Genomic DNA, 12,481 nt, shown 5'->3' with positions numbered 1-12,481 from the left:
AACCTATTCCGCAAATTTTTAAGATCTTAAAAATGATTTATTTATCTAACGGTTTTACTTTTATAACTTTGATGCCTTTCTCAATTAGAGCGTCGTAATATTTATCATCTAAATTATTGTCGGTAATAATAGTATCAACTGATTCAATATCACAAACCACATTTGGGCTGCGCCTTCCGAATTTGGTTGAATCAACCAATAAAATTAATTTAGCGGCGGCTTTACTCATCGCCACACTGCCATGATAGCTCTCATTGAATGTCGTTACACCACCAACAACATCAACACCATCAGCCCCCATAAATAATTTATCAAAAGAATATGATTCAAAAGCAGCAATTGCGGATGCATTGTTACTATGAAACGAGGCTGATTTTCGACGAAAGGTACCACCAGTTAGAATAATGGTTTGATCATCATCATTAGCCACCAGTTCATTAACCATATGTAAACTATTGGTCATAATAGTTAAATTATTAAATTGAGCTAGCATGGGGATCATCTGCGCAACAGTACTACCGGCATCAAAAATAATTGAATCGCCTTCATGGATCAGTTTTGCGGCTTCTTGAGCAATCGCTTTTTTCGCTGCGGTATTAATGTAGGTTTTATGATCGATAGCTCGGTCACCAATTTCTCGATTTAACATCGCACCACCATAAGTCCGCAGGACTAATCCACTCTCATTAAGTTGCGTCAGATCTTTTCTTATTGTCGTTCCAGTAGTTCGAAAATGTGCCACTAATTCATCAACACTAACCTGTCCATGATTCTGTAAATATTCTAAAATTGCCGTCTGCCTTTGTTTAACTTTCATGCCGAGATTCCATTATTTTCACAGTAAATAAGATCATTTACTTTGCAAGATAGTATACTTCAATCTAAAAGAAAATACTTTTCAAAATAAATGTTATTTACTATTTGTTCGCAGTTAGTGCTGCAGACAATGCACTTTGCGAAGCAGGATCATTCGGATATACCGTTTCAGGAATAATTTCTTTTGCATTAAGCCCAAGTAATTGAGGAATAGCTTTAGGTAGAGCAAATACAGTGATACCTTTCATGCTAATTGAATCAATTACCGTTTGGTTTTCGTCTAAAGAAACAGCAATTAAAACTCGCGGCTTAAACCATTTGGTTTGGCTACGACCAACACCTAAATATCGTCCCTTTTTCATCGTCAGAAAAGCATGATTAAATCGGCGGATTTGCAACCAACTAAAAACGATTTGGATACACCATGCCATAAGCGCAAAAATTATTATCGTTGTGGTCATATTCATGGTTATCTCCAGTAATAGATTATGCTAAACAAACAATGCGAAAGTGCTATTTGACACTTCCGCACTATATTTAAATTAGAAGATGATGTTAATTAGAACATGACTTGTCCACCAGTAATGTTGATTGATTGCCCAGTACAATAAGACGCTTTATCACTCGCATAAAATAGCAATACATTAAGTACATCTTGATAATCACACCCCCGTTTAAGCGGCACTTTATCAATATAAACTTGCTCAACCTCACTTTCCGGTATACCTAATTTTTTAGCGTATTGAGGAATTAATGATTGGAACATTGGCGATTTCAAGAGATTACCTAACATTAATGAATTTACAGTAATACCATAATCAGCAAGATCTAGAGCAAGTGATTGAGTTAAACCAACACCACCAAATTTAGCTGCACTATAACCGGAATTATGTTTACTACCAACTTTGCCTGATTTGGAATTGATTTGAATAATTCGACCAGCTGTATTATGTTTGAGCATTAATTTAGCAAATTCACGAGCACATAAAAAATACCCGGTAAGATTAACGTCTACTGATAATTGAAAATCCTTTAAGGCAAAGTTAGTGATAGGCGCTGCTTTTGCTATACCTGCGCTATAAACCATTAAATCAGCTCGATTAAATGTATTATCGACATTTTGTGCAAGTTTAATCACACTCTCTTCATTAGTTGCATCAACACCAAATCCTTTAGCCGTACCGGCTCCATGTTTCTGGTTAATTTCATCAGCAACTTTAATTGCATTATCAATATTTAAATCGGCAACCGCTACATGATAACCAGCATCTGCAATACCTTTACATAAAAATTCCCCTAAAGTTTGTCCACCACCTATGATAACTGCAACTTTTTTCATTGTTTGTTCCTTAATTATTTAAAATTTTGATTTCATCACCCACAAAAAGTTGATTTGGAATATCACCTTTTACATGGATAGTTCCCGGTAATTCAGCCTGACTACTGCCATCAAACCTCAATGTGATATGCCCCAATTCACGAAAGTTGGTGTTAGCAACATCGCCAACGGAAGTAATGTGATAGGTATGTTTACCAATTTGCAAAACTTGACCTACTTGAAGATCCTGTTTTAAATCATCATGATTATGTATAAAACAGTAATCCGCCAAATCTGAAGGCGCTCCGTTTTTAAAAAGTATTAACATGCCATCAGCTAAGGCGTCTGGAGCAAACTCACCAATTTGATTAATTTTTGATTGATAGATAACATTCGACATTGTTAACCTTCTCTAATTTTTTAGTTAAGACGAAAACTTTAGTTTCGCTGTTGATTGAAGAGGGATGATACTCATCCCTAAATAGTTAAATACACTTTAATGGTAGATAAATAACGACACCGCCCAAGCAATTAGTACGGTTGGTGCACCAGTTAAAAATCGACTCACCAAAACAGAAGGAACACCTACCCGAACAGTATCTTGTTTCGCTTCTGCAAGAGATAAACCAACAGGAATAAAGTCACATGCCGCTTGCGCATTAATGGCAAACAATGCTGGTAATGCTAAATGAGGAGGAATATTTCCAAGTCCAATTTGGACACCAACTAATGTGCCGATAACTTGGGCGATAACAGCACCTGGTCCCAAGAATGGTGAAAGTAATGGGAAAGAACAGATGAGTGCTAATATTACTAAACCAAGAGGATTATCCGCTAATGGGACTAACCCATTAGCAATAAGGTCTCCTAATCCGGAAGCAATGATGATGCCAATTAAAGCTGACACAAAGGCCATGAAAGGTAGAATGGTTTTAAGAACCGTATCAATAGTATCCCGACCAGCCTGGAAGAAAACCGCCACACCAGACCCCATACCAATCCCAATTTTGGCTAATAAACCATCACTTTGTTCTGTGATTTTTTTACTACTGTCATAATCTTTAAATTCTGATGCTTTAGCATTTTGTTGAGATGGTTGCGTTGCCACTTCATTAACCACATCACCATTTTTTTCAATCACGGTGATATTGTTTGGTTTAACTGCTGAAACATAAATGTCTTCGACAATATATTGAGCAAGTGGTCCTGATTTACCGGTCGCGTGGATGTTGATGGTTGGGATTCGGTTTTTTGGATAAATACCACAACGTAGTGTTCCACCACAGTCAATCACCGCGACACCAATTTCCTCTTTAGGTGGCTCACCTTCTTTAAAACCGTCAATCGCTTGCCAACCAGTTAGTTCAACTAAAGTATCGACTATTGCCGGTCTTGTGCCTGCCGCAATATAAACTATTTTTTTACCGGCAATAATTGGCAGTTCTAATGGACCACCCCAACCTGCTTCACCTTTTTCAATACGAATATAATTAGCCATTTTATTTTCCTTTTATCGTGATAGATGAATTGTTATAAGTGAACTTTTCTATCTAATTTAATTCCCATTTTTCTTTCGAAAATGGCTGTACAAAAGTCAGTGATCCAACCTCTAAAGAAGTTAGTAATCAAACCGACAAGGAAATAACTAACAGCTAATGGACCCAGTGGTAAATTTAAGGTAGTTAACCCAGCGGCAACCCCTAGGTAAACAAAAAGTTCCCCTGGATTTACGTGAGGAAATAACCCATTCATTGAGTGGCAGCTATAGGAAGATGCAGCATAATAGCTAGGTTTGTAAAACTCTGGCATGAAGCGACCTAAGCTTAATGTCATTGGATTACAAAACACAAAAGTACCAATTAAAGGAAGGAATAAATAACGTGAAACTGGGTTACCAGCGCAAGCTTGTGCTAAACGTTCAATACGCTCTTGCCCGATAAATTTAATCACCGCATTCATAACAACTAATAATGAAATTAATAAAGGTAAAATCGAGGTGACCATCCCAACTAACACTTTACCGCCTTCTTGGAATAAACCGATAAACCATTCGGCTCCAAATGAAATTGTATCAATCATATTTTCTCCTATTGAGTTAAATTGCAAAAAAATATTAACAACTATGAAATTAAAAAAACTTTAACTAGATCACACTTTGAAACATTTTCTTTTATTTTGAAAGAAACTATTTAAAACGATAGGAAAAATGAGTTAAATAACCATTCATAGATTGTTGATATAGCAGTAATAGTTAAAAATAGCTCATTTTGATTGGACTTTAATAAAGAGTTGGCGTAATTTGGTTATAGTTAAGTAATCAATTAATTCACCTATAGGAGAATATTACATGGCTAAAAGTACTACTAAAAAAAGCACTACTACTTCAAAATCTGCAACAGCTTCAAAAGGTCTAACAGCAAAAAATGTAAGTTCTGCCAAAAAATTACAACAATCTGCAATTTTATTTCCAACTGATTTAGGACAAAAAGCTTCAAAAGATATTTCTGGCGCAATGAACTCTGTATTAGCAGATGTATTTGCTCTCTATTTAAAAACCAAAAACTTTCATTGGCATGTGAGTGGTCCTCACTTCCGTGACTACCATTTAATGTTAGATGATCACGGCGAAGAGCTATTTGCTATGACCGATCCAATTGCTGAACGTGTGCGTAAATTAGGTGGAACCACATTACGTTCAATTGGTCATATTTCAAAATTACAAAGCATTTCGGATAATGACGCTGATTTTGTTGAGCCATCTGATATGATCGCCGAGCTCTGCCAAGATAATATTAAACTGACTACTCGTATGCGTGTTGCTCATGATATCTGTGATAAATATAATGACTCAGCAACAGCAAGTTTAATCGAAGAGTGGATAGACCAAACAGAAAAACGAGCTTGGTTCTTATTTGAAACTAGTCGTAAATTAGACTCTTCAGGTCACTAAAACATTAAGTTATCTTAAATTTTCATACCGACTAAGAGACACATTCTTGTGTCTCTTTCTCTTTTCATTAAGGAGAATTACAAATGAGTAAAAAGATTGCTGTACTTGTTGGTAGTTTACGCAAGGATTCCTACAATTTAAAAGTGGCCAAAGTGCTTCAACAAATTGCACCTGAATCACTCTCACTCAACATTATTGAAATTGGTGATTTACCTTTTTATAACGAAGATATTGATGTTGATACACCACCACCATCTTATACTCGATTTCGCCAAGCAATTGCCAGTTGCGAAGGTGTGATTTTTGTTACACCGGAATATAATCGTGGATTACCGGCAGTTATTAAAAATGCACTTGATGTCGGTTCACGCCCTTATGGTAAAAGTGTTTGGTCAAAAAAAACCGCGGCGGTAGTTTCGGTATCACAAGGCGCTATTGGTGGTTTCGGTGCCAATCACCAGTTGCGACAATCACTGGTTTTTCTTGATATGCCAACTTTACAACAACCGGAAGCTTATGTCGGTAATATCACTGCTGCTTTTGATGAACATGGTAATATTAATGAAAAAACTCAGTCATTTCTTGCATTAATTATTGATAGTTATGCTAAATGGGTTGAAAAGCTAAGTTAATAGATTTATTTTAATATCCACAACCAATATAATTGATTGTGGATATTATTAAATTTATTTAAAACACATGCCAAACTTCTATCCTTCTAATGAACAAGAGTTGTTAAATCGTGCCAAATTAGCTGCTGGTTATAGCTTTGCTGAGATAGCGCAATATGTCAATATGCCTATTCCTGCTAACCTTAACAAACAAAAAGGCTGGGTAGGCAATCTTATTGAAACTTATCTAGGTGCGAATGCGGGAAGCAAAGCCGAGCGCGATTTTGCCAGTTTAGGTATCGAATTAAAAACCATTCCAATTAATAAACAAGGTAAACCATTAGAAACCACTTTTGTTAGTGTTATCCCGTTAATGGCTAATCATGGGGTGATTTGGGAAACGAGTCATGTTAAATACAAACTCAGCAAAGTACTTTGGATCCCAATTGAAGGGGAAAGAAGCATTCCTCTAGCCGAAAGAAAAGTAGGACACCCCATACTGTGGACGCCAACTTTTGAACAAGAGCAACAGCTTAAACAAGATTGGCAAGAATTGATGGATATGATTGCCCTTGGTCAAGTAGAAAAAATTACGGCACGCTATGGTACCTATTTACAAATCCGACCTAAAGCCGCCAATGGCAAAGCATTAACTGAAGCGATTGGTGAAAATGGCGAGATCATTTTAACTCGTCCAAGAGGCTTCTACCTGAAAAAATCATTTACTTTACAGATCCTACAAAATTCAATGACTCATTTTATTAATTAATAAATGATTATTCGATTCTCTAATCTTTAATTTTTTGATCTTACAAAATACCTCTTTTTTTCGTTAAAAAAAAACTTTTTCTTTTATTTTGCAATAAAATCAAACTCTCGTCACACTTTTTCACATTGGTGATTTACTTTGATCATTTGTGAATATAGATTCATTTGTACATTTGTGAAGCAACAAAAGAATTTGTGAAAGAGGTGTGATATGAACTTTATATTAGCAGGTCATGGCAACATTGCTGTAGAAATGAAAAATAGTATTGAAATGATAGTTGGCGAGTACCCAAACTTACATGCTATCACTTTTCAATTAGGTGACGGTATTGAGACGTTAAAAGACAAATATCTAAAAATCATTAATCCACCAACAGATCAACCATTCATCATTATCACTGATATTTTTTCCGGTAGCCCTTATAACGCAGCCGCAATATTGGCTATACAATTGGAAAATATTGAAGTTATCACTGGTTTATCTTTACCCCTTTGCTTAGCGTTATTACATCTTGATTATGCATCAATTAGCTTTGAAGAAGCTTTTGAACAACTTAATGACATCCAATCAGATTTCATCAAATCTTTCAAAAAAATATCTAAAGACATCGCTGAAGATGAGGAGTTTTAAATGATTATAAATTTAGTTCGTATTGATGACCGTTTAATCCATGGTCAAGTAACAACAGTTTGGACCAAAGAAGCAAAGGCGGAAAGAATCATTGTAGTGAGCGATGAAGTTGCTAACGACGAAATCCGTTCCACCTTAGTTAAACAAGCAGCCCCTCCAGGCATTAAAGTTTCTGTGGTGAGTATCGAAAAAGCAGCAGCTGTTTATCAAAACCCCAAATATGCAAATGATACCGTGTTTTATCTATTTACTAATCCAACCGATGTGGTGCGGTTAATTGAACATGGGGTACCAATTAAAAGTATCAATATTGGCGGTATGTCGTTTAAAACTGGCAAAAAACAAATTACTAAAGCCGTTTCAGTCGATGAAAACGACGTATCTGCATTTAGAAAAATGCAGCAAATGGGAGTTGAACTTTGTTTAAAAGTGGTAATTACCGATCCTAACGTCGATTTTATCAAGTTACTTGAACAAGAATTTCCCAATTAATTAATAGGAATAAACAAGGAGGCAAAACATGGAAATTTCATTATTTCAAATTGTATTAATATTTATCTTTGCTTGTATAGCCGGTATGGGAAGCGTACTTGATGAATTTCAAACTCACCGCCCACTAATCGCTTGTACGGTAATAGGTTTAATATTAGGTGATATAAAAACAGGTATTATTCTAGGCGGTACACTGGAATTAATAGCATTAGGATGGATGAATATTGGTGCCGCCCAATCACCTGATTCTGCACTAGCTAGCGTCATATCGACGATCTTAGTCGTAGTTGGTAAGCAAGATATTCAAACCGGAATCGCCATCGCCCTACCCGTTGCCGCAGCAGGACAAGTGTTAACGGTGTTTGCTAGAACCATCACCGTGGTCTTCCAACATGAAGCCGATAATGCAGCTGAAAAAGTTCAATTCAAAAAAATAGAACTTTTACACTACAGTGCGCTGTTTGTACAAGCATTACGCGTAGCGATACCGGCAACTTTAGTCGCCATTTATGTTGATGCAAATACCGTTAACTCCCTATTAAGCATGTTACCAGATATTGTTACTGGAGGCCTTGCCGTTGCTGGTGGATTTATTGTTGTCGTTGGTTATGCAATGGTATTAAACATGATGATGGTCAAATATTTAGCACCTTTCTTCTATTTGGGCTTTGTTCTTGGTGGTTATCTAAACTTTAGCTTACTGTCATTTGGTATTTTAGGCGTTATTTTTGCCATTCTTTATGTGCAATTAAATTCTAAATTTAATACCAGCAAAAATAATGAAAAAAACATTGTGTCAAATAATCATTCAATCATTGCTGATGATGAGTTAGATGATTAATAAATAAGGAATTTATTATGAAAGAAATATCAAATACTATTCAAAAGAAAGATATTATTAGCACCTTTATTCGATCTAATTTTCAACAAGCATCTTTTAATTATGAACGCATACATGCCTTAGCTTTTTGTGTTGATATGATTCCTACCATCAAACGAGTATATAAAACAAAAGAGGAGCAACGCGAAGCATTAAAAAGACATCTAACATTCTTTAATACAACTCCGGCAATGTGTGGGCCAGTTATCGGCGTCACCATGGCAATGGAAGAAGCTAAAGCCAATGGTGCTGATATCTCTGACGGTACCATTAATAGTCTGAAAGTAGGTCTGATGGGGCCGTTAGCGGGAGTGGGTGATCCATTAGTTTGGGGAACGTTACGGCCAATAACGGCGGCGCTAGGTGCATCATTATCACTGAGTGGCAATATCGCAGGCCCATTATTGTTTTTTGTCATATTCAATTTAATTCGACTGGCAATGAAATGGTATGGCTTAACTTATGGGTTATCAAAGGGAATCGGTATCGTCAAAGATCTCTCGGGTAATATTCTGCCAAAATTAACCGAAGGCGCAACTATTTTAGGCCTATTTATCATGGGCGTATTAGTCACCAAATGGACCTCGATAAATGTTCCACTTATTGTGTCACAAACGGCTGGCATCAATGGTGAAGAGGTCATTATGACAGTACAAGGCATCCTTAACGATCTGGTGCCAGGCCTGTTACCGCTAGCATTAACACTTTTAATGATGAAATTGTTAAGGAAAAAAGTAAGTCCAATAATCTTAATTTTTGCACTATTTGCAGTCGGCATTATTGGCTACGGCTTAGGTATTCTAGGCTGATACTAGGGAAAGAAGAAGATAAAAAATTGACCATCTCAAAATGAATAAAAAGGTTCAGAGTTATTTAATAATTTAGTCATAGTGCACTGCTTTATCCAAATAACCAGACTTTGAACCTTTCCATCAACCAATTTAACCAAATTTAAAAATAAGAGGAATATATGAGAACTCATGCGGTTAGACTATATGGCAAAAATGATTTGCGCTTAGCGTCATTTGAACTACCAGATATTACTGATGATGAAATTCTAGTGACCGTCATTGTTGATAGTATGTGTATGTCTTCATTGAAATTAGTTAATCAAGGTGAAAATCATAAAAAAACACCACCTGATTTAAAAAATAACCCAATTATCATTGGACATGAATGTTGCGGTGAAATTATAAAAGTTGGGAAAAAATGGCAGCATAAATTTAAACCAGGACAAAAATATGTCGTTCAAGCCAATTTGCAACTTGCGGATAGTCCTTACTGTGTCGGTTACTCCTATCCATATACCGGTGGTTGTGCAACTTACATGATAATTAACCATGATGTACTGAAACAAGACTGCTTAATCCTTTATGATGGACAAACCTATTTTGAAGGCGCGTTAATTGAACCGCTATCATGCATTATTGGTGCATTCAATGCTAATTTTCATTTAAAGCCAAATAGTTATGAACATATCATGGGAATAAAACCTAATGGTAATTTGATTATTTTAGGTGGTACTGGTCCGATGGGAATGTTGGCAATAGATTATGCATTAGGTGGCCCTGTCGCCCCAAAAAAAATTGTCGTAACTGGTCGCAGCAAAGAAAAAATAGCACATCTAAAAAGCCTTTATCAATCTCGTAATGGTATTGAATTAGAATTTGTGGATATTGCCAATATTGATGATCAAGTCTCATTATTAAAAAATAAATCCACAACCGGAAGTTTTGATGATGTTTTTGTTTTCTTACCTTCGCAAGAGTTGATTCAACTTGCCTCACAATTATTGGCGATTGACGGTTGCCTTAACTTTTTTGCCGGTCCACAAGATAAGAACTTTTCTGCTGAAATTAACTTCTACGATGTTCATTATAATTTTATCCATATCGTTGGTACTTCAGGCGGTAATACCAATGATATGCGCGAAGCAGTTAAACTTATTGAATCGGGAGCTGTCGATGTGGCAAAAATCGTATCGCACATTATGGGTATTGATCAAGCGAGTAAAGTCACGCAAATACAGGATCAAATTAAAGGTGGAAAAAAGTTGGTTTATACCCACAAAAAGTTTGATCTTAAAAATTTAGAATCACTAAATGAAGATGCGGATGATGTCGCTTTACATAAGATATTGTCTAAAAATCATGGCATTTGGTCAAAAGAGGCCGAAGATTATGTTTTAAACTATTTTCCTGATATAGATTCTTGATTTTTTGGTATACTCTATTCACTTCGAGTTGTCATACAAAAAGACTTCTTGGGGTGAATAAAAAACGGAGTATTTAATAACTAAAAAATAAGATAACGCAACTATGATTAATCAAAATTTTAGCAACGACGAGCTTGAACAACATAAGATGTTAATTAAGATTGCTCAGCTGTATTATGAAGAAAACAAAACACAGTCGGAAATAGCAAAAATCGTTAATATACACCGTTCAAGCATTAGCCGAATGTTAAAAACAATACGCGAGCTTGGCATTGTTTCGATTTCGATTAATTATAATTTGTTACCGGATATCGCGTTAGAAGAAAAAATTTGTAATAAATATCATTTAAAACAAGTTATTGTCGTTCCGGTTAATCTTGATATGGACAATGAAAGTAAAAATCAAATTGTTTGTAATGTCGCCTCAAATGTCCTACTGAAAAATATTACCAAAAATGATGTCATTGGTGTGTCTTGGGGACGGTCGATCAATTATATTGTTAATAGCGTAAAAAATGATAATGCTACCTTCGAAAACGTTACTATCGTGCCAATGATAGGTGGTCCTTCTGGCAAGATCGAAACTAAATACCATGTCAATAATATTGCTTATAAACTCTCAGATAAACTTAAAAGCAAAGCGATACTGATTGATTACCCAGCTATCGTTGATACTGCAAATTTAAAAAGCGAAATTGCCAAAACTCAGCATATGAAAGAACTCAATAATTGGTGGGATAAAATCACCATTGCTTTATTTAGTATTGGTTGTCCAGCGATATCAAAAAACTCAATTTGGTATGGTTTTTATGGTGAGCTTTTTCAAAAAATTACCAATAGAAAGATTGTCGGCGATATTTTGTCGCGATTTTACGATAAAAACGGTAAGGAATTACAAACCCCTTTTCATGATCAAATCATTGGTGTTACCTTAGAAAATCTCAAAAAAATTCCTTTAAAAATATGTGCGAGTGGTGATGCGGAAAAACTCAATAGTTTGATTGCCGCATTAAATGCAAATTATATCGATATATTAGTCGTCAGTGATGAAATGGCTAATCAATTAGTCATTTGATTACCTGAGTAAATGGCTATATAGGCAGCACACCACAAATTAAAGCGCTATTTCATTTTTTATAAATTACTTTTCAAATTTGTGACTCCATTAACAAATTCTAAGGTAGAAAAAAGAACCGATATTATTAAAGAAAATGGTAGTAAAATAACTAATAAATAATTTAATGTGTTAGTTTAGATTGCATTAGATAAAGATCTTAGTTAACAGAGTGTTACCTGTTTTGATTGTCAATTTACCTGCTTAATATCAAAATAGGTAACGCTCATATTTCGATTGATTCTAGCTAAAATAGACCTTAACTATAGTTAACTTTTTACCTATATCTGATTAACTCGCCAACCGTTAAGCTTGATATTATAAATGCATCAGGTCTAAAATTATTATAATCCACTAAGTTTGTTTTATAACTCCACCTCTTATTCTCAAAACCAGTAACACGGTGTAGCCCTTCTCATTTTTCACAAAAAACAGCAATAACTCAAACAAACATTAGCGATAAAAATAATTAATTAAAATATTAATCAAAATGCACCGAGGATATTTTTGAGAAAAAAATTGATTTAAAAGATGTCGTATAGCATTTTATCAATCTCGGCTTAGTTAATGGTTAGCTGGTTATTACTCAATAATTTAGAAACGAGGTAAAGACTTCTCAATTTTTTTATAAAAAACTACCACAACTCAAACAAACATTAGCGATAAAAATAATTAATTAGAATATT

The 12,481-nt window shown here is 35.2% G+C and carries 15 protein-coding genes; 9 read left to right on the top strand and 6 right to left on the bottom strand.

The window, feature by feature from the left end; translation table 11 throughout:
* Positions 1-37 precede the first annotated feature (37 nt).
* From srlR to srlA, 6 genes are all read right to left on the bottom strand, one after another.
* Positions 38-817: a glucitol operon DNA-binding transcriptional repressor SrlR gene (gene srlR, locus DKK79_RS12825; protein WP_034883842.1), complete on the bottom strand. Its 780-nt coding sequence runs from the start codon at positions 815-817 to the stop codon at positions 38-40.
* Between the two features lie 100 nt (positions 818-917).
* Positions 918-1,283, bottom strand: coding sequence for a transcriptional regulator GutM (locus tag DKK79_RS12820; protein WP_110424416.1), 366 nt, complete (start codon positions 1,281-1,283; stop codon positions 918-920).
* Positions 1,284-1,375: 92 nt separating this feature from the next.
* Entirely contained in the window at positions 1,376-2,155 is a 780-nt protein-coding gene (gene srlD / locus DKK79_RS12815; protein ID WP_034883843.1) for a sorbitol-6-phosphate dehydrogenase, read from the bottom strand.
* Positions 2,156-2,165: 10 nt separating this feature from the next.
* Positions 2,166-2,534 carry a PTS glucitol/sorbitol transporter subunit IIA gene (gene srlB, locus DKK79_RS12810; RefSeq protein WP_034883844.1) on the bottom strand — a complete coding sequence of 123 codons (369 nt, stop codon included), beginning with the start codon at positions 2,532-2,534 and terminating at the stop codon, positions 2,166-2,168.
* Positions 2,535-2,630: 96 nt separating this feature from the next.
* Entirely contained in the window at positions 2,631-3,632 is a 1,002-nt protein-coding gene (srlE, locus tag DKK79_RS12805) for a PTS glucitol/sorbitol transporter subunit IIB (RefSeq protein WP_034883845.1), read from the bottom strand.
* A gap of 32 nt (positions 3,633-3,664) precedes the next feature.
* Positions 3,665-4,213, bottom strand: coding sequence for a PTS glucitol/sorbitol transporter subunit IIC (gene srlA, locus DKK79_RS12800; RefSeq protein WP_034883846.1), 549 nt, complete (start codon positions 4,211-4,213; stop codon positions 3,665-3,667).
* A 268-nt stretch (positions 4,214-4,481) separates the two neighbouring features.
* Here srlA and DKK79_RS12795 point away from each other — a divergent pair, with 268 nt between their 5' ends.
* The 9 genes from DKK79_RS12795 to DKK79_RS12755 all read left to right on the top strand — a co-directional run bounded on the left by DKK79_RS12795 (position 4,482) and on the right by DKK79_RS12755 (position 11,756).
* Positions 4,482-5,084 (top strand): Dps family protein, encoded by a 603-nt coding sequence (locus DKK79_RS12795; protein ID WP_110424415.1) that lies wholly within the window; start codon positions 4,482-4,484, stop codon positions 5,082-5,084.
* Positions 5,085-5,167: 83 nt separating this feature from the next.
* The gene (locus tag DKK79_RS12790; RefSeq protein ID WP_110424414.1) at positions 5,168-5,716 is read left to right on the top strand and encodes an NADPH-dependent FMN reductase; all 549 of its coding nucleotides are present in this window, start codon (positions 5,168-5,170) and stop codon (positions 5,714-5,716) included.
* A 67-nt stretch (positions 5,717-5,783) separates the two neighbouring features.
* On the top strand, positions 5,784-6,464 hold the full coding sequence (mutH, locus tag DKK79_RS12785) for a DNA mismatch repair endonuclease MutH (RefSeq protein ID WP_110424413.1): 681 nt from the start codon (positions 5,784-5,786) through the stop codon (positions 6,462-6,464).
* A 210-nt stretch (positions 6,465-6,674) separates the two neighbouring features.
* On the top strand, positions 6,675-7,094 hold the full coding sequence (locus tag DKK79_RS12780; protein ID WP_110424412.1) for a PTS sugar transporter subunit IIA: 420 nt from the start codon (positions 6,675-6,677) through the stop codon (positions 7,092-7,094).
* Positions 7,095-7,586 carry a mannose/fructose/sorbose PTS transporter subunit IIB gene (locus tag DKK79_RS12775; protein WP_034883852.1) on the top strand — a complete coding sequence of 164 codons (492 nt, stop codon included), beginning with the start codon at positions 7,095-7,097 and terminating at the stop codon, positions 7,584-7,586. It begins immediately after the preceding gene.
* A 28-nt stretch (positions 7,587-7,614) separates the two neighbouring features.
* Positions 7,615-8,427, top strand: coding sequence for a PTS mannose/fructose/sorbose transporter subunit IIC (locus DKK79_RS12770; protein WP_110424411.1), 813 nt, complete (start codon positions 7,615-7,617; stop codon positions 8,425-8,427).
* Between the two features lie 17 nt (positions 8,428-8,444).
* Positions 8,445-9,275: a mannose/fructose/sorbose PTS transporter subunit IID gene (locus DKK79_RS12765; RefSeq protein WP_110424410.1), complete on the top strand. Its 831-nt coding sequence runs from the start codon at positions 8,445-8,447 to the stop codon at positions 9,273-9,275.
* A gap of 161 nt (positions 9,276-9,436) precedes the next feature.
* The gene (locus tag DKK79_RS12760; RefSeq protein WP_110424409.1) at positions 9,437-10,681 is read left to right on the top strand and encodes a zinc-binding dehydrogenase; all 1,245 of its coding nucleotides are present in this window, start codon (positions 9,437-9,439) and stop codon (positions 10,679-10,681) included.
* A gap of 103 nt (positions 10,682-10,784) precedes the next feature.
* Positions 10,785-11,756: a sugar-binding transcriptional regulator gene (locus DKK79_RS12755; RefSeq protein ID WP_110424408.1), complete on the top strand. Its 972-nt coding sequence runs from the start codon at positions 10,785-10,787 to the stop codon at positions 11,754-11,756.
* Positions 11,757-12,481 lie beyond the last annotated feature (725 nt).

The sequence above is a fragment of the Gilliamella apicola genome, assembly GCF_003202915.1.
In the GTDB taxonomy this organism is placed as follows: domain Bacteria; phylum Pseudomonadota; class Gammaproteobacteria; order Enterobacterales; family Orbaceae; genus Gilliamella; species Gilliamella apicola_Q.
The sequence above is the reverse complement of the archived record's forward strand: the minus strand, read 5'-3'. Positions and strand labels throughout refer to the sequence as shown.

Coding starts and splice junctions, on each gene's coding strand:
- DKK79_RS12780 (WP_110424412.1), top strand. CDS start 6,675: ATGAACTTTATATTAGCAGGTCATGGCAACATTGCTGTAGAAATGAAA.
- srlE (WP_034883845.1), bottom strand. CDS start 3,632: ATGGCTAATTATATTCGTATTGAAAAAGGTGAAGCAGGTTGGGGTGGT.
- DKK79_RS12770 (WP_110424411.1), top strand. CDS start 7,615: ATGGAAATTTCATTATTTCAAATTGTATTAATATTTATCTTTGCTTGT.
- DKK79_RS12820 (WP_110424416.1), bottom strand. CDS start 1,283: ATGAATATGACCACAACGATAATAATTTTTGCGCTTATGGCATGGTGT.
- DKK79_RS12790 (WP_110424414.1), top strand. CDS start 5,168: ATGAGTAAAAAGATTGCTGTACTTGTTGGTAGTTTACGCAAGGATTCC.
- DKK79_RS12760 (WP_110424409.1), top strand. CDS start 9,437: ATGAGAACTCATGCGGTTAGACTATATGGCAAAAATGATTTGCGCTTA.
- srlB (WP_034883844.1), bottom strand. CDS start 2,534: ATGTCGAATGTTATCTATCAATCAAAAATTAATCAAATTGGTGAGTTT.
- srlR (WP_034883842.1), bottom strand. CDS start 817: ATGAAAGTTAAACAAAGGCAGACGGCAATTTTAGAATATTTACAGAAT.
- DKK79_RS12795 (WP_110424415.1), top strand. CDS start 4,482: ATGGCTAAAAGTACTACTAAAAAAAGCACTACTACTTCAAAATCTGCA.
- DKK79_RS12765 (WP_110424410.1), top strand. CDS start 8,445: ATGAAAGAAATATCAAATACTATTCAAAAGAAAGATATTATTAGCACC.
- mutH (WP_110424413.1), top strand. CDS start 5,784: ATGCCAAACTTCTATCCTTCTAATGAACAAGAGTTGTTAAATCGTGCC.
- srlD (WP_034883843.1), bottom strand. CDS start 2,155: ATGAAAAAAGTTGCAGTTATCATAGGTGGTGGACAAACTTTAGGGGAA.
- srlA (WP_034883846.1), bottom strand. CDS start 4,213: ATGATTGATACAATTTCATTTGGAGCCGAATGGTTTATCGGTTTATTC.
- DKK79_RS12755 (WP_110424408.1), top strand. CDS start 10,785: ATGATTAATCAAAATTTTAGCAACGACGAGCTTGAACAACATAAGATG.
- DKK79_RS12775 (WP_034883852.1), top strand. CDS start 7,095: ATGATTATAAATTTAGTTCGTATTGATGACCGTTTAATCCATGGTCAA.